The 20,697-nt window shown below is 65.5% G+C and carries 17 protein-coding genes; 5 read left to right on the top strand and 12 right to left on the bottom strand.

What is annotated here, in order from left to right; all coding sequences use genetic code 11:
• Positions 1–56 precede the first annotated feature (56 nt).
• From LDO54_RS28715 to LDO54_RS28705, 3 genes are read left to right on the top strand one after another with little or no spacing between them, the layout of a single operon-like run.
• Complete coding sequence (locus LDO54_RS28715) at positions 57–1,781, top strand: AMP-binding protein (protein WP_224014400.1); 1,725 nt, start codon at positions 57–59, stop codon at positions 1,779–1,781.
• A gap of 25 nt (positions 1,782–1,806) precedes the next feature.
• The gene (locus LDO54_RS28710; protein WP_224014398.1) at positions 1,807–2,592 is read left to right on the top strand and encodes an enoyl-CoA hydratase; all 786 of its coding nucleotides are present in this window, start codon (positions 1,807–1,809) and stop codon (positions 2,590–2,592) included.
• Between the two features lie 3 nt (positions 2,593–2,595).
• Positions 2,596–3,774: an enoyl-CoA hydratase/isomerase family protein gene (locus LDO54_RS28705; RefSeq protein ID WP_224014396.1), complete on the top strand. Its 1,179-nt coding sequence runs from the start codon at positions 2,596–2,598 to the stop codon at positions 3,772–3,774.
• Between the two features lie 95 nt (positions 3,775–3,869).
• On the opposite strand, the gene LDO54_RS28700 is transcribed toward LDO54_RS28705, so the two are convergent.
• Positions 3,870–4,190: a pyrimidine/purine nucleoside phosphorylase gene (locus LDO54_RS28700; protein ID WP_224014394.1), complete on the bottom strand. Its 321-nt coding sequence runs from the start codon at positions 4,188–4,190 to the stop codon at positions 3,870–3,872.
• Between the two features lie 370 nt (positions 4,191–4,560).
• On the opposite strand from LDO54_RS28700, the gene LDO54_RS28695 reads away from it, so the two are divergent.
• The gene (locus LDO54_RS28695) at positions 4,561–6,807 is read left to right on the top strand and encodes a TonB-dependent receptor (protein ID WP_436975708.1); all 2,247 of its coding nucleotides are present in this window, start codon (positions 4,561–4,563) and stop codon (positions 6,805–6,807) included.
• Between the two features lie 107 nt (positions 6,808–6,914).
• Here the strand turns inward: LDO54_RS28695 and LDO54_RS28690 are convergent, their stop codons facing one another.
• The 3 genes from LDO54_RS28690 to LDO54_RS28680 all read right to left on the bottom strand — a co-directional run bounded on the left by LDO54_RS28690 (position 6,915) and on the right by LDO54_RS28680 (position 10,030).
• Positions 6,915–7,958 carry an STAS-like domain-containing protein gene (locus tag LDO54_RS28690; RefSeq protein ID WP_224014390.1) on the bottom strand — a complete coding sequence of 348 codons (1,044 nt, stop codon included), beginning with the start codon at positions 7,956–7,958 and terminating at the stop codon, positions 6,915–6,917.
• A 187-nt stretch (positions 7,959–8,145) separates the two neighbouring features.
• Positions 8,146–8,946: a family 1 encapsulin nanocompartment shell protein gene (locus LDO54_RS28685; RefSeq protein WP_224014389.1), complete on the bottom strand. Its 801-nt coding sequence runs from the start codon at positions 8,944–8,946 to the stop codon at positions 8,146–8,148.
• Positions 8,939–10,030 carry a Dyp-type peroxidase gene (locus tag LDO54_RS28680; RefSeq protein WP_224014387.1) on the bottom strand — a complete coding sequence of 364 codons (1,092 nt, stop codon included), beginning with the start codon at positions 10,028–10,030 and terminating at the stop codon, positions 8,939–8,941. Before LDO54_RS28680 ends, LDO54_RS28685 begins: the two co-directional genes overlap by 8 nt.
• Positions 10,031–10,253: 223 nt before the next feature.
• Here LDO54_RS28680 and LDO54_RS28675 point away from each other — a divergent pair, with 223 nt between their 5' ends.
• Complete coding sequence (locus LDO54_RS28675; RefSeq protein ID WP_224014385.1) at positions 10,254–10,526, top strand: hypothetical protein; 273 nt, start codon at positions 10,254–10,256, stop codon at positions 10,524–10,526.
• A gap of 49 nt (positions 10,527–10,575) precedes the next feature.
• Here LDO54_RS28675 and LDO54_RS28670 read toward each other — a convergent pair whose 3' ends face one another.
• The 8 genes from LDO54_RS28670 to LDO54_RS28635 all read right to left on the bottom strand — a co-directional run bounded on the left by LDO54_RS28670 (position 10,576) and on the right by LDO54_RS28635 (position 20,578).
• Positions 10,576–12,627, bottom strand: coding sequence for a VTT domain-containing protein (locus LDO54_RS28670; RefSeq protein ID WP_224014383.1), 2,052 nt, complete (start codon positions 12,625–12,627; stop codon positions 10,576–10,578).
• 308 nt (positions 12,628–12,935) lie between these two features.
• On the bottom strand, positions 12,936–14,651 hold the full coding sequence (locus LDO54_RS28665; RefSeq protein ID WP_224014381.1) for a cation acetate symporter: 1,716 nt from the start codon (positions 14,649–14,651) through the stop codon (positions 12,936–12,938).
• Positions 14,648–14,971: a DUF485 domain-containing protein gene (locus LDO54_RS28660; protein ID WP_224014380.1), complete on the bottom strand. Its 324-nt coding sequence runs from the start codon at positions 14,969–14,971 to the stop codon at positions 14,648–14,650. The genes LDO54_RS28665 and LDO54_RS28660 overlap by 4 nt, the downstream gene beginning before the upstream one ends.
• Before the next feature lie 197 nt (positions 14,972–15,168).
• Positions 15,169–16,104, bottom strand: a complete 936-nt coding sequence (locus LDO54_RS28655; RefSeq protein ID WP_224014378.1) for an electron transfer flavoprotein subunit alpha/FixB family protein — start codon at positions 16,102–16,104, stop codon at positions 15,169–15,171.
• A 14-nt stretch (positions 16,105–16,118) separates the two neighbouring features.
• Positions 16,119–16,868 (bottom strand): electron transfer flavoprotein subunit beta/FixA family protein, encoded by a 750-nt coding sequence (locus tag LDO54_RS28650; protein WP_224014376.1) that lies wholly within the window; start codon positions 16,866–16,868, stop codon positions 16,119–16,121.
• A 38-nt stretch (positions 16,869–16,906) separates the two neighbouring features.
• Positions 16,907–18,118 (bottom strand): CaiB/BaiF CoA transferase family protein, encoded by a 1,212-nt coding sequence (locus LDO54_RS28645; RefSeq protein ID WP_224014374.1) that lies wholly within the window; start codon positions 18,116–18,118, stop codon positions 16,907–16,909.
• Between the two features lie 103 nt (positions 18,119–18,221).
• Positions 18,222–19,358, bottom strand: coding sequence for an acyl-CoA dehydrogenase family protein (locus LDO54_RS28640; protein WP_224014372.1), 1,137 nt, complete (start codon positions 19,356–19,358; stop codon positions 18,222–18,224).
• A gap of 11 nt (positions 19,359–19,369) precedes the next feature.
• A complete protein-coding gene (locus tag LDO54_RS28635) occupies positions 19,370–20,578 on the bottom strand; it encodes an acyl-CoA dehydrogenase family protein (RefSeq protein WP_224014370.1) in 1,209 nt (402 codons plus the stop codon).
• Positions 20,579–20,697: the final 119 nt, after the last annotated feature.

The raw sequence follows: 20,697 nt of genomic DNA, 5'->3' as shown, positions 1-20,697 counted from the left end.
GCGATGAAGTTGAAAAGGATGGCTAAATAAATAAACGATAGAGACTGGAGACGACGATGACCGGGTTCACCCCTTCCGCGCAGGCCTTCATCGACGCACGCGATCTGCTGCAGCGTCACCGCACCGACTACGCGCGCGCTTACGCGGAATTCGCGTGGCCGACGCTCGATACGTTCAACTGGGCGCTCGACTACTTCGACGTGATCGCGCGCGGCAATGCGAATCCGGCGCTCTGGATCGTCGACGATCTCGCGAACGGCGGCACGCAATATTCCTATGCGCAAATGGCCGAGCGCTCGGCGCGCGTGGCGAATTTCCTGCGCGAGCAGGGCGTGGGGCGCGGCGACCGGCTGTTGCTGATGCTGCCGAACCGCGTCGAACTCTGGGACGTGATGCTCGCGGCGATGAAGCTCGGCGCCGTGGTGCTGCCCGCCACCACGCAGCTTTCGCCCGACGACGTGCGCGAGCGCGTGGAAGCGGGCGGCGCGCAATACGTCGTGGTGGATGCAGCCGAACTCGCGAAATTCGACACGCTGGATGCGAACGTGAAGCGTATCGCGGTGGGCGCGCCGAACGTCGGCGCGCCGTGGATCGATCTGTCGCGCGCCTATGAGGCGAGCGCCGCGTTCGCGCCCGACGGCCCCACGCGCGCCAGCGATCCGATGCTGCTCTACTTCACCTCGGGCACGACTTCGAAGCCCAAGCTCGTTGAGCACACGCATCAGAGCTATCCGGTCGGCCATCTGTCGACGATGTACTGGATCGGCCTCGTGCCCGGCGACGTGCACTGGAACATCAGCTCGCCGGGCTGGGCCAAGCACGCGTGGAGCTGCTTCTTCGCGCCTTGGAATGCGCAGGCCTGCGTGTTCGTCTACAACTACGCGCGCTTCGTGCCGAAAGACACGCTGAACGCGATCGTGCAATGCGGCGTGACCACGCTGTGCGCGCCGCCGACCGTGTGGCGCATGCTCGTGCAGGAGCCGCTCGCGAGCTATCCGGTGAAGCTGCGCGAGATCGTCGGCGCGGGCGAGCCGCTCAATCCCGAGATCATCGAGCGCGTGCGCCACGCCTGGAACATCACGATCCGCGACGGTTACGGCCAGACCGAAACCACCTGTCAGATCGGCAATTCGCCGGGCCAGCCCGTGGTGGCCGGATCGATGGGGCGGCCGTTGCCGGGCTATCGCGTCGAACTCGTCGATCCCGACGATCAGCCCGTGAGCGAAGGCGAAATCGCGCTGCCGCTCGGGCCGGATTCGACGCTGCGTCCGCTCGGCCTGATGACCGGCTACGCGAACAACGCGAAGGCGACCGAGTACGCCATGCGCAACGGCTACTACCACACGTCCGATGTGGCGATGCGCGGCGAGGACGGCTACTACGTCTACGTGGGCCGCGCCGACGATGTGTTCAAGTCGTCCGATTACCGGCTCAGTCCGTTCGAACTCGAAAGCGTGCTGATCGAGCACGAGGCGATTGCCGAAGCGGCGGTGGTGCCGAGTCCCGACGAACTGCGCCTCTCGGTGCCGAAGGCGTTCGTGATCGTGCGTCAGGGCTATGAGATCGGCCCCGATCTCGCGCGCGAAGTGTTCCGCTTTTCGCGCGAGAAACTCGCGCCGTACAAGCGCATTCGCCGCCTGCAATTCAGCGATTTGCCGAAGACGATTTCGGGCAAGATCCGCCGCGTCGAACTGCGCCGGCGCGAGATGGACCGCACGCCCGACACCGCGCGCCAGCCCGACGAATACTGGGAAGAGGATTTCCCCGAACTGCGCGGCTGAGCCCGCGCGCGCATGGAGTCACGCCATGATCGAATTCGAGTATCTGCATGAAGGCGCGGTCGCGCTCATCACGCTTGCGCGGCCGCCCGCGAACGCCTTTACCGTGGACGGCTTGCGGCAGTTTCAGCAGGTCGTCGAAGCGTTCGACCGCGAGGCGCAGGTGCGCGCCATTGTCGTCACGGGCAATGGGCCGAAGTTTTTTAGCGCAGGCGCCGATCTGAACGCCTTCGCCGACGGCGACCGCGAAGCCGCGCGCACGGCGGCCACGGCGTTCGGCGCGGCGTTCGAGACGCTGCAAAGCGCGCGCGCGGTGACCTTCGCGGCCATCAACGGCTATGCGATGGGCGGCGGTCTCGAATGTGCGCTCGCCTGCGATATCCGCGTGGCCGAAGAACACGCGCAGATGGCGCTGCCCGAGCCCGCCGTGGGTTTGCTGCCGTGCGGATGCGGCACGCAGACGCTGCCCTGGCTCGTCGGCGAAGGCTGGGCCAAGCGCATCATTCTCACGGGCGAGCGCGTGGATGCGGCCACGGCGCTGCGCATCGGTCTCGTCGAGGAAGTGGTGCCGCAAGGCGGCGCGCGCGAGGCCGCGCTTGCGATGGCCGCGCGCGTCGCGGGGCTGAGTCCGCAAGCGGTCACGTTCAGCAAATCGCTGATTCATCAGGCGCGCAACGGCGTGCCGCGCGGCGCGGCGCTCGCGGTCGAGCGCGAGCGTTTCGTCGATTTGTTCGATTCGCCCAACCAGCGCGAGGGCGTCAACGCCTTTCTGGAAAAACGCAAACCGCGCTGGCATATTGAAACGGAGAGCTAAGTAATGAATGCACGGCCGGAAGCCACGCGGCTGGCCGTTGGGGAAACGGAGGCGCAAACGCCAGCGGACGGCGAAGTGCTGTACCGCGTGGTCAATCGCGTCGCGATCGTCACGCTCAATCGTCCCGCCGCGCTCAACGCGCTCTCGCACGCGATGGTGCGCGAGCTGGCCGTGCTGCTCGAACGCGCGCGTCACGACCGCGATGTCGTCGCGCTCGTGCTCGAAGGCGCGGGGCCGAAGGGCTTTTGCGCGGGCGGCGACGTGCGCGCGATCGACCGGCTCGCGCGCGCGGGCGAGCGGTTCGGCGAAGACGGCTGGCAGCAGTTTTTCGTCGACGAATACCGGCTCGATTACGCGCTGCATACCTTCGACAAACCGGTCGTCGCGCTGCTCGACGGCGTGACGATGGGCGGCGGCATGGGGCTCGGCCAGGCGGCGTCGCTGCGCGTGGCGACCTCGCGCACGAAGATCGCGATGCCCGAGACGCGCATCGGCCTGTTGCCCGATGTGGGCGCCACACATTTTCTCGCGCGAATGCCCGCGCACTTCGAGCTTTACGTCGGGCTGACCGGCGCGATGCTCAACGGCGCGGACGCGCTGCACGTGCATCTCGCCGACGCCTGCGTGCCGGGCGACTGGCTCGACGGCTACGAGGCGCGGCTCGCGCAGGTGTCGTTCGACGACGGCGTGTACGACGCGCTGCGGCGGGTGTTCGAGACGCCTGGCGACGACGCGAACGCGAGTCCGCTGGCCGCGCGCGAGCCGCTGATCGCGCGTCACTTCGACCGGCGCGCGCGCGTCGAGCAGATCGTCGCCTCGCTGCGCGCCGATCTCGAACGCGAGCCCGCCGACCTGGCCGACGATGAGCGCCAGTGGCTCGAAGCCACGCTCGACGCGCTCACGCATTATTCGCCGACGATGCTCGAAGTCACGCGCGAGGCGCTGCTGCGCGGCCGTCATGCGACGCTCGCGGAAAGCTTCCGCATGGAGCTGGGTATCGTCGTGCACGCGATCGAGGCGGGCGACTTCTGCGAGGGCGTGCGCGCGCATCTCGTCGACAAGGACCGCGCGCCGCGCTGGGCGCCCGCGACGCTCGCCGAATTGCGCGAGCAACGCGTGCAGCAATTTCTCGCGTCGCCGTGGCGCGTGGAGGACCATCCGCTGGCCGACCTCGGCGCGTGATGTCGAAGCCATGAAAAACGCCCGCCGTGCACGAGGCACGGCGGGCGTTGTTGCATCTGCGCGGAGCGCCTACACGTTCATGGCGCTCACTGCGTTCACAGATAGCTGCAGCAGTAGTCGAGCGTTTCGATCACGTCGATGTCGAAGCGGCTCTTGCCCGGCACCGAGAACGACTCGCCCGCTGCGTAGGTCTTCCATTCTTCGCTGCCGTCGAGACGGATGCGGCACTTGCCGGCTTGCACTTCCATCAGCTCGGGCGCGTCGGTGCCGAAATTCAGCTGGCCAGGCAGGATCACGCCGAGCGTCTTGCGCGTGCCGTCCGCGAACAGCACCGTGTGCGAGACGCACTTGCCGTCGAAGTACACGTTCGCTTTGCGGATTACGGAAACCTGGTCGAATTGCGTTGCTGCCGTCATGGCGGTCTTCCTCTGAGTCGTCGTGAATGAATGCGTGGGCGCTTCGCCGCGCGGGGCGGCGCGCAAAGCGCGGCCCGCCATCATACCGGCTCCCGGTGCGCGCGGCGCGTCCGAAACGTATTCGCCGATCGCTCACGCCGGCAACGAATGGCGACACGCGCGGCGCGTCCGCGCCGACATATTTCGTAATCAGTGTTTACAGAAAATTAACATGTAATTACAATTGCGACAGCGAATGAGAATCATCCTCATTTGCAAATAACATAAATCACAGGATTCCGGAAGGGTTGCGTGGCGCGTGACGCTCGGCTCTATCCCGTTTCCGCCTTCGATCAAGCCGCTCACCATGTCCGCTCACATCCCGAGTCGGATGCGCACAGTCGCGTCCGTCGCAGCCCTCTATTGCTCTGGATTCTTCGCCGCGACCGCCGCGCATGCGCAAGCCGCACCTGCCGAGCCCGCTTCCGCCAGCGCCGCAGCCGCGGCCAGCACGGCCACCACGACGCCCACGCCGAACGCCGCCGACGCCATGCTGCCCGCCGTCAAGGTGAGTTCGTCGGCGCCTTCGGACATGCAGACGAAGACGCTTTCGTCGTACAAGTTCACGTCGCCGCTCATCGACACGCCGCGTTCGATCACGGTGATCCCGGAGGAGGTGCTCAAGCAGAAGAACGTGTCGACGTTCCAGGACGCGCTGCGCACGGTGCCGGGCATCACCTTCCTCGGCGGCGACGCGGCCGCGAATCCGTCGGCGGACCGTCCGGTGATTCGCGGCTTCGAATCGCGCAACTCGATCTTCGTCGACGGCATGCGCGACTCGGGCGTGCAGAACCGCGAGACCTTCGACGTCGAGAACATCAGCGTCGTGAAGGGCCCGGATTCGGTGTACGCGGGACGCGGCTCGGTGGGCGGCAGCATCGACATCACGACCAAGACGCCGCAGGCCGATAACTTCATCAACGGCAGCATCGGGCTGGGCACGGACAGCTATCGCCGCGCGACCATCGACTGGAACCAGAAGTTCAACGACACCACGGCGTTCCGCCTCAACGTGATGGGCCACGACGCCGACCAGGCGGGCCGCACCAACGTCTACAGCAAGCGCTGGGGCGTGGCGCCCTCGATCGCGTTCGGCCTGAACTCGCCGACCACGGTCACGCTGAGCTACTACCACCTGAACACCTACGACATGCCGGACTTCAGCGTGCCGTTCCGCTCGACGGGCGGCACGCCGGTGCAGAGCGACCGCAGCCAGTTCTACGGCCTGAACTCGCGCGACTATCGCTACGGCCAGACCGACACGGGTGAAGTGAAGGTCGAGCACCGCATCAACGACGCGTGGAAGATCAAGAACACGACGATGTTCGGCCGTTCGACGCTCGACTACGTGGCGACCAATCCGCAGCTCACGAGCGCGACCTCGAACATCCTCAGCCTGCAGGCCAAGAGCGGCAAGTACGCGACCAATAGCGTGTCGAACCAGACCGAGGCGAACGGCAAGTTCGATCTCTACGGCATGCGCCACACGCTCACCGCGGGCGTGGAGTTCAGCCACGAGCAGGACCTCTACGAGGGCTATCTGGTCACCGATTCGAAGGGCAACAACATCCGCTCGGGCGGGCCGTGCTCGGTGGCGTACAACTGCACGCCGCTCGGCAGCTGGAACCCGGACAATCCCTGGACCGGTAGCATCCTGCTGAACGGCGACAAGAGCTTCCCCGGCCCGGCGACGCACACGCAGACCAATATCGCCTCCGCGTATCTGTTCGACAGCGTGCAGCTTTCCGAGCGCTGGATCTTCAACGCGGGCATGCGCTTCGACCGCTACGACGTGACCGCCGAGCAGGCGGGCGTGGCGAATCTGAACAACACGTCGAACCTGTTCAGCTATCAGTTCGGCCTCGTGTTCAAGCCGATCAACACGGTGAGCCTGTACGCGTCGTATGGCACCTCGGCGAATCCGCCGGGCGCGAACTCGGGTCTGGGCGGCGGCACCGACCAGATCACGGCGACCAACCAGGACCTCGCGCCCGAGCGCTCGCGCAACATCGAAGTGGGCGCGAAGTGGGACGTGCTCGATCGCCGTCTGTCGCTGACCACGGCGCTGTTCCAGACCGACAAGACCAACGCGCGCGTCAGCGACGGCCTGGGCGGCACGATCAACGCAGGCTCGCAGCGCGTGCGCGGCTTCGAGTTCGGTTTCGCGGGTAACGTGACGGAGAAGTGGGCCGTGTTCGGCGGTTACTCGTATCTCGATGCGATCACGACCAACGCGGGCCCGACGAGCCCTGCGCTCTCCGGCCTGCCGATGGTGATGGTGCCCAAGCACAACTTCACGCTGTGGACGAGCTATGACGTGCTGCCGAAGCTGAACATCGGCGCGGGCGCGACGGTGTCGAGTCTGACGTATGCATCGGTGTCGGCGACTTCGCGCAAGTGGACGCCGGGCTACGCACGCTTCGACGCCTCGGCGACGTGGCGCGTGTCGAAGAAGATCGATTTGCAGCTCAACGTGAACAATATCTTCGACAAGAAGTATTACCAGAGCGCGTATCCGATCTACGCAACCTGGGCGCCGGGCCGCTCGGCGATGGTCACGATGAACTTCTATCAGTGATGCGGGATTGAGTGGTGTAAATGAAAAAGGGGCGCTTGCGGGCGCCCCTTTTTTGTTGGTGTGCTGTCACGTCACGCCCGAATTGCAACAAGTTGCCGCCGCGCGCATTAATCTTCGATCTTCGCCGCAAGCGCGCGCGTGATCATGCTTTTGACGTAGGCATTCGTGTTGATCGGTACAAGTTTGATCTCCGGGTGTTCATTGGCGAAGACCCGGAAAATTTGATCGGCGAATGCCTGGCCAATGGCGTCGACTTCATCGAAGTCGAAAATGACGTGTTTGAAAAGTTCGACTCGCGCCAGCAATCGTTTCGCCTGCGAGCGCGAAGTAAGTTCGTCCGCGCCATATCTCGCGAGGTTGACGGGCACGATCGTCTTGTTGAACGTGTAGTCGTCGCTCTCGGTGAACTCGTCGAAGACTTTCCTGGTGGTCCGTGCCGTATGGTTATTCAATTCCATGAACACCGCGGTCCCGGAGTGCGCCCGCGATCGTTCGAGTAACCAGTCTTCTGGCTTGTCGCGTTCGTGACTGAAATACAGACCGCCGGAAAGTATCTCGAACTTATCGAACATGCGCGACGCGAAGAAGATACCTTCGCCGGAGTGATTGCGAGGATCGGTCGTCAGTTTGCCTTTCGCAAGCTCGAAGATGGCGTGGCGTTCGTCGAGCAGGCCAAGTTCGCCCTGAATCTTCTTGAAGATCCCCACGCCGTCATCGGAAACGATGATTTCAGTCGAGATCGCCGTTTTGGTGACCCGAACCGCAATAGTTTCGCCGCCTGAGTGATCGATGGCGTTGTTGAACATCTCGGTGAAACCGTGATGCCAGATATTCAATACGTTGTCGGGTAAGGGCGAAATGGTGTCGTGGATGTCCAGACGCCAGGCGATATCTTCTGCGAGAGCGTCGCTGATCTCATAGGCGAAGGTCTGCTGGGAAAGCGGAACGAGCTTGTAGCGCGCCGCACGGCCCGTACCTTCCATGGTGATCGTGCCTTGCTCGCGCAGTCGTGTCAGGTGTTTGTTGACCGCTTGCCGGGTGATTCCGAACTTTTCGGCTGCCAGTGAGGCGATGTCGCCGTTATGGTCTTCGACGTGCTCCAGTATGAACCGGCGCACTATTTCGCCCTTCTCCCGGACCGTGCTGATCATAAGTCACCTATGACAACCTTATGTGAAAAGATCGTCAACCTTACGCGATTTTTCGTCAACCTTGCGTTCGGAGCGGTAAGGCTTCTTGATCGAGGTCGAGTGGCTTGCGGAAGCCGTGGCGGCGAGGCATGACCAGCATGCCCAAACCGCTACGGCTATCCGCATGGAGCGCTGCGCCAGCGCGCCCTTACTCCGCCGTCACCGTCACCGACGCCTCGGACGTCAGCATCATGAACGTGAAGCTTTCCTGCAGATAGAGCTTCACGCTCTTGTCGTCGTGCGAGGCATAGCCGATCGACACGTCCTGGCCCAGATGCAGCGCGAAGTCGCCGCCGCGCGTGGTGAGGATGCTGCCGCCTTCGATCGCCGGCGCCCAGATGATCTCGCCGTTCACGAGGCGGCGGATGTGTTCGAGAATCGGATAGCCCTGATCGCTCGCCTCGCTCACGGCCGTGTAAGCGTCCGAGCCCAGCAGCACCGCGTACGGGCCGTCCACGCCTTGCAGGCGCAGCTGTTCGAGCGCCTTGGCGATGACCGTCGGGTACTCGGCGATATCGGCGGGCAGCGGCAGCAGCGGGTTCGACGTGCCTTCGCGAATGCCCGTGATCTGCGCGGCCTTGTAGCCGTCGAAGATCGCGCGGTCTTCGGCGAACGCGAGGCGCGTGGCCGCGTCCTTCGCGGGTTGCCAGTCGGAGTCGTCCGCGACGCGCTCGACGTCGTCGATGGCGTCGCGCGAGAGTTCGAACGGCACGCGCAGTTCGACGATCGCCTTCACTTCGCGCTGGCGCGCGCGAATGCCATCGAACGGCGCTTCGATGCCGTTCTGGTGACCGGTGCCGACCGCGGCGAGCGCCGCGCCGCCGGGGCCGTTCACGTCCACGACGCGGCGGCCCGCGAGCGAGCGCTTGAAGGTGCGCGCGACTTCTTCTTCGATCTGCGACCACGCGGCCGTGGAAATGGGCGCCAGCTCGCGATGCAGGTTATTCATACCGGGGTGCTCCTTTGAGTGATCCGATGGTGAGCGAGCCGTCCGCGTTCGCGGCGGCCGTCTCGGTTTCCGTGTCCGGCGCGGAGGCGTCCGGCGTGTCGATGGTGTCGATCGTGGCGGCCGTGCCCGGCTCGTGGTCCGCGAGCGCTTCGAGCAGCGGCTGCGACGGCACGAAGAACAGCCCACCGGTGACGGCGCGGCTGAAGTCGAGCAGGCGGTCGTAATTGCCCGGCGGCACTCCGACGAACATGTTTTCCAGCATCTGCTCGATGGGCGCGGGCGTGCGCGCATAGCCGATGAAATACGTGCCGAATTCGCCCGAGCCCGGCCGGCCGAACGGCATGTTGTCGCGCAGGATCTTGATCTCGTTGCCGTCGGCGTCGTCGAGCGTGGTCAGCGAGCTATGCGACCAGCTCGGCTTCACGTCTTCGTCGAGTTCGATGTCCTGCAGCTTGGTGCGCCCGATGATGTGTTCCTGCGCTTCCACGGGCAGCGCGTTCCAGCCCTTCATGTCGTGCAGGTACTTCTGCACCAGCACGTAGCTGCCGCCGCAGAAGTCCGGGTCCTCGTTTTCGCCGATCACGGTGAAATGGACCGCTTCGTTGCCGGTCGGATTCTCGGTGCCGTCGACGAAGCCGATCATCGCGCGCATGTCGAAGTTGCGGAAGCCGTGCACTTCGTCCTCGGTCGTGACCGCGCCGTCGAGCTTCTTCATGAGCTGCGTGGCGAGCTCGAAGCAGAGGTCGGTTTCGTCGGCGCGAATGTGCAGCAGGATGTCGCCCGGCGTGGCGACGGCCACGCGCTCGCCCTTGCCGAACTCGCGGAACGGGTGCAGCTCGGCGGGACGCGGCTCGCCGAACAGCTTGTCCCATGCGTCGGACGAAAAGCCGACCACGCACGAGAGGTTGCCGGCGGGCACGCGCTTGCCCACGGCGCGCACGAGATTGGCGACGTCCGCGCACCAGGCGCGCACGGCGGCGCGGCTGGCGGCATCCTCGTTGACGGACAGGACGATGAAGAAGGCGCTGCGGGTGACGGCGCTGGAGACGGACTGCGGTTCCTGCGTGAGTGAGGCCGGCGTCATGGTGTGGGGTTTCGCTCGTGGAGTCGGAGTCGGATGCGGATTCGGTGCCGCGCACGCAGCGTGCGACGCGCGCGGCGGGAAGCTTTCGGTTCCCTGCCGGGCGCGCGCGGGGAGCGTGGGGGCCAGTGCCGCATAGTGTAATCAAACTCGCGGAAACGGGCGGTTTGCAGGTAAAAGGCGCGCGTGCGACGATAGCCCTGTCCTGTCAGCGGAGAGAGCAGCCATGTGGGATCACACCGAACATGAAGGCTTCGAAATCTGGGTGCTGCCGATTCCGGCATTCGGGCCACGCTCGCCCGAGCCGCTGTTCCACTACAGCGGCTATATCTGCCGGCACGGCGCGGATGCGCATCTGGACGGGCGCAGCGTGCGCTTTCACGATCTGATGCGCAATTACATCGGGCCGGACGCGGCGCTCGACGCCGCTTACGCCGACGCTCGCTCGCGCATCGACCGCTTTCACGCCACCGGCAGCTGGGCCGAGTCGCACGCTTAGCGGGGCGCATGCCCAATGCCGTAGCCGCCGGGCGGCGCGCCGCGCGAATTCAGCGGCTGCCGGAAATGATCAGCATCACCGGACGGCCCTCGCAGCCTTCGCTGCCGGGCATCGTCAGCACGTGCCAGCCGGGCGGCTCGCCGGGCGCGGCGAGGTCGGGGCGGCGCACGCGGTCGCTGCCGTCGTTGTCGCGGTCCACGTAGGTGGTCAGCACGTTGAACGGCCAGGACGCGCGCCGCAGCCGCTCGTGGACGAGCGAGCCGACCCAGATCGGTGTGTCGCCGGGCGCGAGCGCATAGCCGGTCGGCCAGAAGCGCAGCACGTCGCGGCGGCTGCCGGGCCGCTGCGGATCGTCGGGCAGATGCAGGCGCGCGAACATCAGCGGCGACGGCTGGCCGTTGTTCAGCTTCGGCAGCAGCGGCAGCGAGAGTGCGTCGACGTTCGGCGCGACCAGCGAGAGCACGCTTTTCACCGTGAACCGCGCCCCCTCGCTCCAGCCCGCGTCGCGCAGCGCGCGGCGCAGGTCGGCGGCGCTGGCGGCCCACTGGAGCGTCATCGGCTCGCGGCGCTCGCCTTTCATGTCCACGCGGTAGCACGCGAAGGTGCGCCAGAGCGTGTCGGTCCACGCCATCTGGCTCACGATCACGGGCGGTTCCTGCTCGCGCGACTCGACGGCGGCCTCGCGCTCGGCCGCGCCGCCCTGCAGCACGAACGCCAGCACCAGCACCGCGAGCACGATCGACGGCATGACGTTGCGCTCGGGCGGACGCTGCGGATAGCGCCACAGCGACAGCAGCACGACCGCCGCGACCCAGATCGAGGCGAAGGCCGCGCCGCCGATCGCATCGGAGAACAGGAAGCGGTCGAAGTAGAGGCCCGCGAAGGTCACCGACACCACGATCGCGTTGCCGAGCGTCGCCACGATGGCGGCCTGCGGCATGTTCGCGCGCCGCACCAGCAGGAACATCATGAAGCCGTAGACGATCACCATCGACGCCACGCGGTCGCTCGGAAACACATACGCGCCCACGTGCGCCGCCGCGCCCACGTCGTGATGGATCAGGATGCGCAGCAGCAGGATCAGCACCTGCGAGACGCCCGCGGCCAGCATCCAGTACGCGATGGTGCGCCAGCGCCGCTCGAGCGCCATCCAGGCCGTCACGGTCACGACCAGCATCGCGAGCGTGAGATTGCTGCCGAGCGTTTCGACGCGCGCGAGCACGTCGTCGGCCCAGGTGGTGTGGATCGAATGCAGGAAGAGGCGCACCGACTGGTCGACCTGCACGAGCGGATCGCCGCGCAGCAGATTGCTCAGCACGTACGAGAACACGGCCGCGCACAGCGGCACCAGCGCCGTCACCACCAGCACGGCGCCGAGCGCGGGCTGCTTCGGATCGAGCAGGCGCGCGATGCGCCGCGCCGCCGCGCTTTGGCCGTGGCGCGAGGCCCAGTGCGCCGCGCCGAGCCGCGAAGCGCTCGCCCATTGGTCCAGATGCACGAGCAGCACGTGCGTGAAGCGCCAGATCAGCCAGAGCGCGAGCGCGATCATCGCGAGCGCGACCACGAGCCGGAACGACACCGCGCCCGCCAGTTGCAGCGACGCGCCGAACACCACGCCCGGCACGATATGCGCGGGCGCCCAGACCAGCGCGGAGATCACGTTCATGACGAAAAAGCGCATCGGCGTCATGCCCGCCATGCCCGCGACGATCGGCACCACGGCGCGCAGCGGCCCGACGAAGCGCGCGAGGATCACGCTGCGCGTGCCGTGGCGCGCGAAGTAGGCTTCGGCTTTTTCGAGGATTTCGGGGTGGCGGCTGAACGGCCAGATCTTGACGATGGAGTCGCAGTAGCGGCGGCCGAGCCAGAAGCTCAGTGCGTCGCCGCCCACCGCGCCCACGATCGCGCAGACGAACAGCCAGCCGAGATTGAGCGCGCCCGTGCCCGCGAAGGCGCCCGCGATGAACATCGCCGTGCTGCCCGGAAAGAACGTGCCGACGAGCGCGAGCGATTCGACGAACGCCGCGAACAGCACGAACGCGAGCGTCCAGCCGGGATACTCGGCGAGCAGGTGCAGCAGGTGGACGTAGGCGTGCTCCATCGACGCTCGGCTGGGAGCCGCGCGGGCGGCGCGGCGGTGGGTTGGCGTGGGGCGCGGCGCGTAGCGTCATCGACGTCATCGACGTCGTTGCGCTGGGAGCGAAACGCGCGGCGTCCCATCCGCAATATAACCGGGGTCGGATTTGCGCGCGCGGTGGCGCTCCGGGCGCGCCATGGACGGGCGGCGGGTTGCGCCCGCCGCATCCGCATCGACCCCGCCGCGCCCATGAAAAACGCCCCGCGGCGTGCGCGAGGCACGCGCTGCGGGGCGCGAGAGCGGCCGCCGCGCGCGGCGGCGGCATCGGCGTCTCAGTGCTTGACGGCCTCCATCGGCAGCAGGCCGGTCTGGCCGTAGAACTCCTGGGCCGCGAACGCCTCGCGTTCCTTACGGGCGCGCGCGCTGGTGTCGAGGCGCGAGACCGCCCAGATGCCGATGAACGCGAGCGGCACCGAAATGAGCGCCGGGTTGTCGAGCATGACGAGCGCGTGCGCGTGATGCAGCACGTCGACCCACACCGACTTCGAGAACAGCGTGAGCAGCACCGAAGCCGAGAGGCCGAGCGCGCCGCCCGCCACCGCGCCGCGCGTGGTCATGCCGCGCCAGAAGATCGACATCACGAGCACCGGGAAGTTGGCGCTGGCCGCCACGGCCGCGACGAGACCGACGAGAAACGCCACGTTCGCATGCTCGAACAAAATGCCGAGGCCGATGGCGATCACGCTGAGCGTGAGCGTCGCCACGCGCGAGATGCGCATTTCGCGGCGTTCGTCCTTGCGTCCGCGCGCGAGCCAGCTTGCGTAGAGGTCGTGCGAAACGGTGGTCGCGCCCGAGAGCGTGAGACCCGCCACCACGGCGAGGATCGTCGCGAACGTGACCGCCGCGATGAAGCCGTAGAACAGGTTGCCGCCCACTGCCTGCGCGAGCTTCACGGCCACCATGTTCGAGCCGCCGAGCAGATCGCTGGTCAGGTTGAAGTGGCCGTCGGCGTCGAGGCGGAAGAACTCGGGATGCTGCGCGAGCAGCGCGATCGCCGAAAAGCCGATCACGAAGGTCAGCAGATAAAAATAGCCGATGAAACCGGTCGCGTAGAACACCGACTTGCGCGCTTCCTTCGCGTTCGGCACCGTGAAAAAGCGCATCAGAATGTGCGGGAAGCCCGCCGTGCCGAACATCAGCGCAATGCCGAGCGAGAGCGCGTTGAGCGGGTCGCGGATCAGCTTGCCCGGCGCCATGATGCTGAGCGCGCCCGGATGCACGTTCACGGCCTGGCGGAACATCTCGTTCGGGCTGAAGCCGAAATGCGCGAGCGCGAGAATCGCCATGAAGGTCGCGCCGCACAGCAGCAGCGCGGCCTTGATGAGCTGCACCCACGTGGTCGCGGTCATGCCGCCGAAGAACACGTAGATCACCATCAGCGCGCCCACCACGATTTCGGCGATCCAGTAGTCGAGGCCGAACAGCAGCTCGATCAGCTTGCCCGCGCCCACCATCTGCACGACCAGATAGAAGATCACCACGACGAGCGAATTGGCCGAGGTCATCATGCGGATCGGGCCTTGCGCGAAGCGGTAGGCGACCACGTCGGCGAAGGTGAACTTGCCGAGATTGCGCAGCGGTTCAGCGATCAGGAACATCACGAACGGCCAGCCGACGAGAAAGCCGATCGAGTAGATCAGGCCGTCGAAGCCGAAGATGAACACCATGCCCGAGAGCCCGAGGAACGAGGCCGCCGACATGTAATCGCCCGCGATGGCGAGGCCGTTCTGGAAGCCGGTGATGCCGCCGCCGCCCGTGTAGAAGTCGCGCGTGGTGCGCGTGCGGCGCGCGGCCCATTGCGTGATGCCGAGCGTGACGAGCACGAACAGCAGGAACATGCCGATGGCGACGGGATTGTGCTGATGCGGCGGCATCGGCGCGGCCGGGCCTGCGGGCACGTTGGCGTGCGCGAGCGCGGCGGCCGTGGCGAGCGTGCCGCCGAGGGCGAGCGCGGTGAAGGAGCGAAGCGAATGAAGCGAGCGCATCATGCCGTCACCTCGTGTTGCAGCCGGGCGATCAGCGCGCGCATGGCCGGGTCGAAGCGGCGATTCGCGCGCAGCACGTAAAGACCGGTCAGCGCGATGGCGCCGAGAATGATGCCCACGCCGACGATGATGCCGATGCTCGTCGTAGCACCCGCATAGAGCGGATGCGCAAGCTGATGCGGCGCGAGCGCGACGATCAGGATGAAGCCGTAATACAGGGCGATCATGAGCGCGGTGAGCGAGAAGCTGAAGCGGCGGCGTGCCGCGGCGAGCTGCCGGTACTCGGGATGCGCCTTGATCGTGTCGATCGAGGATGAGGCCATAGGTGTCTCCTTGCCAGTGCCGCCAGATGGCGACGGACGAACGGGGCCGGGCCACCTTTACGGGGTTGCCTGACACTTTCTCCGACGGGAACGCTGTGTTTTTATGAGTGCGCCGCGCCGCGATGGAGCGGGGCGGCGCGCGCTGGTGTTGATGCGCGTTGTTTTTATTGGGTGCTGCGTGCTGCGGGTTTCAGGTTTTAGTCGAGCGTGCTCACGAGTTCCGGCACAGCCGTGAACAGATCGCCGACGAGACCGTAATCGGCCACCGTGAAGATCGGCGCTTCTTCGTCCTTGTTGATCGCGACGATCACCTTAGAGTCTTTCATGCCTGCCAGATGTTGAATCGCGCCGGAAATGCCGACGGCCACGTACAACTGCGGCGCGACGATCTTGCCGGTTTGACCGACCTGATAATCGTTCGGCACATAGCCCGCGTCGACGGCGGCGCGCGATGCGCCGAGCGCGGCGTTGAGTTTGTCGGCGAGCGGTTCGAGCACCTTGGTGTAGTTCTCGCCGCTGCCCAGACCGCGACCGCCCGAGACGATGATCTTCGCGCTCGTGAGTTCGGGGCGGTCGAGCTTCGTGACTTCGCGGTTGACGAATTGCGATTTGCCGTTGTCTGCTGCTGCTTCGATTTTTTCTACCGGCGCGTTGCCGCCTTCCGACGCGACCGCATCGAACGCCGTGGTGCGAACCGTGATCACCTTGATCGCGTCTTGCGATTGCACGGTCGCGATGGCGTTACCGGCGTAGATCGGACGCTCGAAGGTATCGGCATTCTCGACCGCCGTGATGTCGCTGATCTGCGCGACGTCGAGTTTCGCGGCGATACGCGGCGTGACGTTTTTGCCGCTCGCAGTAGCGGGCGCGAGAATATGCGAATACTGCTTCGCGATGGAAAGAACCGTCGCTTCGATGTTTTCCGCGAGACCTTGTTCGAGTTGGGGCGCATCGGCGAGCAGTACTTTGGAAACACCGACGATTTTCGCCGCCGCATCCGCCGCCGCTTGCGCGTTATAACCCGCGATCAGCACATGCACATCGCCGCCCATTTTCTGCGCCGCTGCAACCGTATTCAGCGTCGCGGCTTTGATCGACTGATTGTCGTGTTCTGCAATTACCAGATTCGTCATTTTCAATTCGCTCCTCACAGCACCTTGGCTTCGGTCTTCAGCTTCTCGACCAGCGTTTTCACGTCAGGCACCTTCACGCCTGCGCTGCGCTTGGGCGGCTCCGAAACCTTCAGCGTCTTCAAACGCGGAGCGACATCCACGCCGAGATCGGCGGGCGTGATCGTTTCGAGCGGCTTCTTCTTCGCCTTCATGATATTCGGCAGCGTGACGTAGCGCGGCTCGTTCAGTCGCAGATCGGTGGTGACCACTGCGGGCAGCGAGAGCGACAAAGTTTCCGCGCCGCCATCGACTTCACGCGCGACCGTGGCTTTACCATCCGCAACCGTGACTTTCGAAGCGAACGTCGCTTGCGGCAGATCCGCCAATGCCGCGAGCATCTGGCCGGTCTGATTCGAATCGTCGTCGATAGCTTGCTTGCCGAGAATCACCAGCGAAGGCTGTTCTTTATCGACGAGCGCTTTTAGCAATTTCGCCACCGCTAGCGGCTGCAAATCCTCATTCGATTCGATCAGCACCGCGCGATCCGCGCCAATTGCCAGCGCGGTGCGCAACGTTTCCTGTGCTTGCGAAACGCCAGCGGAAACCGCAATTACCTCGGTAGCGATCCCCGCTTCCTTCAAGCGCACCGCTTCCTCAACCGCAATTTCATCGAACGGATTCATCGACATTTTCACGTTCGCGATATCCACGCCCGTGCCGTCCGATTTCACACGAACCTTCACGTTGTAATCGACCACGCGTTTGACGGGTACAAGAATCTTCACAGCATGTCTCCTGTTCCAACGGGTTTATTCAAGCGGGCTTAAATCACGCCCTTGTCTTTCAATCGTGCGAGTTGTTCGTCGCTATAGCCGAGCGACGCGAGTACGTCGCGCGTACCTTCGCCGAGTTGCGGCGGCGCGCGGCGCACGGGCATGCGTTCGCCGTCGAAGCGCCACGGCGGCGCGAGCACCGGCGTCGTGCCGCTTTCGGTATCGGGATGCGGCTGCTGCGTCACGAGTCCCGCATCGGTTGCGCGTTTCGAGAGCAGCGCTTCGCGCAGGCCCGCGACTTCGCCGCACGGAATGCCCGCGCCCGCGAGCCGTTCGAGCAGCAGCTTGCGCCCACGGCTCGCCAGTTCGCGTTCGAGTTCCGGCACGAGCGTCGCGCGATTCTGCGAGCGCAGGATGTTGGTCTTGTAGCGCGCGTCGTCGGCGATATCGGGGCGCTCGATCACTTCGCGCGCGAAGCGTTCGAATTGCGCGTTATTGCCGACCGTGATGACGAGCGGACCATCGGCGGCGTCGAACACGCCATACGGCACGATCGACGGATGCGCGTTGCCGTAGCGCGGCGGATCTTCGCCCATCACGAGCGCTTCGAGACCGTAGTACGCGGTGATCATCAGGCCGCAATCGAACAGCGCCATTTCGATGTGGCGGCCGCGCCCGCTGCGCTCGCGTTCGTAGAGCGCGGCGAGCATCGCCTGCGCCGAATACATGCCGGTGAACAGATCGACGGCCGCGACGCCGAACTTCAGCGGCGGTTGACCGGCTTCGCCGTTCAGCGCCATCAGACCCGCCTCGCCCTGCACGACGAGGTCGTAGCCGGGACGCTTCGCTTCGGGACCGGTGCGGTCGTAGCCGGAAATCGAGCAATAGATGAGGCGCGGATTAATCGCGCTCAATTGCTCGTAGCCGAGCCCGAGTTTTTCCGCGCCGCCGAACTTGAAGTTCTGGATAAAGACGTCGCTGGTCTTCGCGAGTTCGCGCACGATCTCCTGCGCTTCGGGCGTTTGCAGATCGAGCGTGAGCGAACGCTTGTTGCGGTTCACGCTGTTGAAGTACGCGGTCTCGGTCTTGCCGATGCGCACGCCCCAGTCGCGCGTGTCGTCGCCGCGATCAGGGTGTTCGATCTTGATGACTTCCGCGCCGAGGTCGCCGAGCACCATCGCGCTCCACGGACCCGCGAGCACGCGCGACAGATCGAGGACGCGCACGCCCGAGAGCGGCAGGCCGGTGTTGTGAGTCTGCATCAGCAGGCACTCCTGGTTCGTTGTAGAGGGAAGGCCGCGCGCATCGCTTGATCGGCTTGCGCCGCCGCCTTCCCGTCGCCGGGTTCGAGCGAAGACGCGACGCTCAGGCCGCTGCGCGCGACAGCGCGATATAGCGCGCGAGATGATGATCCTCGTCGCCGAGTTGATGATCGATCATCACGAGACGCTTGGCGTAATGTGCGAGCGGCAACTCCCACGTCATGCCGATGCCGCCGTGCAACTGGATCGCTTCTTCGGCCACGCGCGCGCCGATGCGCCCGATCGTGACCTTGGCCGCCGAGAGCGCGCGCTCGCGTTCGACGCGCGGCGCGCCGATGGCCGCCGCCGCGTTGATCACCGACGAACGCGCCTGCTCGATTTCGAGCAGCAGGTCGGCCATGCGATGCTGTAGCGCCTGGAAGCTGCCGAGCGGCACGCCGAACTGCTTGCGCGTGCGCAGATACTCAAGCGTGTGATCGCGTGCCACGTCCATCGCGCCCACCGCTTCCGAAGTCAGCGCGACGAGGCCGTAGCCGCATGCGTGTTCGAGCGTCGCGAAGCCCGTGCCCGCCGTGCCGACGAGCGCGTCCGCGCCCACTTGCACATGGTCGAGCGTGACTTCGGCCGCGCGTCCGCCGTCGATCTTGCGATAGCCGCGCACGCTCACGCCTTGCGCGTCGCGCGGCACGAGAAACAGCGCAATGCCCGCTTCGTCGAATTCCGCGCCCGACGTGCGCGCCGAGACGAGCAGCATGTCGGCGTGTTCCGCGTGCTGCACGACGCCTTTCGCGCCTTGCAGCAGCCAGCCGTCGCCGCTCCTTTCCGCCCGCGTGCTCACGCGCGCCGCTTCGTAATGCGAGCCCGGCTCGTCGTGCGCGAAGGCCGCGATCTGCGAGCCGTCGATCAACGACGCGATGCGCGCGCGCTGCGCCTCGTTGCCCGCGTGCGCGAGCGCGCGGCCCACGATCAGCGTATCGAGGAACGGCTCGACCACGAGGCCGCGCCCGAGCGATTCGAACACCACGGCAACGTCGAAACCCTGGCCGCCGAAACCGCCATCCGCTTCGTCGAACAGCGCGCCGATCACGCCGAGTTCGGCGAAGCGCTGCCACATCGGCGCGCTGAAACCTTCTGGCGAGCGCGCGATTTTATCGCGGCTCTCGAAACCGTATTGCTCCGCGATGAAGCGATTGAGCGTATCCGCAAGCATGCGGCGGTCTTCGGTGTGCTGGAAGTTCATAGCAGGACCTCTTAAAGACCGAGAATCATCTTGGAGATGATGTTCTTCTGGATTTCGTTGGAGCCGCCGAAGATCGACAGCTTGCGATTGTTGAAATACTGCGACGCGGCGCCGGCGGCTTCGTCGGGGCCGATCGGCGCGCCTTCGTAGCCTTCGTGCAGCGCTTCTTCGACAAAGGGCGCCGCGTACGGACCCATCGCGCGGCGCAGCAGCGAGGAAATCTCCTGACGGATTTCGGTGCCGCGAATCTTGAGCATCGAGCTTTCCGCGCCCGGCACGCCGCCGCCGGCCACCGCTGCGATCACGCGCAGATTGGTGGTCTTCATGTTCTCCAGATCGATCTCGACTTTCGCGAGACGCGCGGCGAATTGCGGATCGTCGGCGAGCGGCTTGCCATTGCGCTTGACCTGCTGCGCGGCGTGCTTCAGGCGCGCGAGCGCGGCCACCGAAAAGCCCACGCCCGCGATATTGGTGCGCTCGTAGGTCAGCAGATATTTCGCGTAGGTCCAGCCCTTGTTCTCTTCGCCGACGAGATTCTCGACCGGCACGCGCACATCGGTGAAGAACACTTCGTTCACTTCGTGCTCGCCGTCGAGCGTGACGATGGGGCGAACCTCAATGCCCGGCGTGTTCATGTCGATCAGCAGAAAGCTGATGCCTTCCTGCTTGCGCACGTCGGTGGCGGTGCGCACGAGGCAGAAGATCATGTTCGCGTAATGGCCGAGCGTGGTCCACGTCTTCTGGCCGTTCACGAGGTAGTAATCGCCGTTCGCGTCGGACTTGCGCACGGCGCTCGTGCGCACCGCGGCGAGGTCGGAGCCCGCGCCCGGTTCCGAATACCCCTGGCACCACCAGTCCGCGCCGTTCAGGATGCGCGGCAGCCAGTAGCGCTTTTGCGCTTCGTTGCCGTACTTGATGAGCACGGGGCCGAGCATGTTCACGCCGAACGGCACGATGCGCGGCGCGCCCGCAATCGCGCATTCGTTTTCGAAGATGAACTTCTGCACCGGCGTCCAGCCGGGGCCGCCGTATTCCTGCGGCCAGTGATTCGCGAGCCAGCCTTTTTCGTTGAGGATCGCGTGCCATTGCGCCATGTCGTCGCGCGTGAGATGGCGGCCGGTGCGCACGATATCGGCGAGACGCTGCGGCAGATGCTCGCGCAGAAAGCCGAGCACTTCGCTGCGGAAGGCTTCTTCCTCGGCGGTGAATTTCAGGTCCATGGTGGTGTTGCTCCTTGCGGCCCGCGCGCGGCAAAGGGTGCCGGGCGCGGGCGGATGATCAGGCGATGCAGTTTTTTAGCCGCTGCATTCGGCTATTGCGTTAAATCGCGGAATTAAAT

Origin of the sequence: Paraburkholderia tropica, assembly GCF_914484835.1 — a bacterium.
Classification (GTDB): domain Bacteria; phylum Pseudomonadota; class Gammaproteobacteria; order Burkholderiales; family Burkholderiaceae; genus Paraburkholderia; species Paraburkholderia tropica_A.
This window is presented reverse-complemented; position numbering and strand designations above follow the sequence as displayed.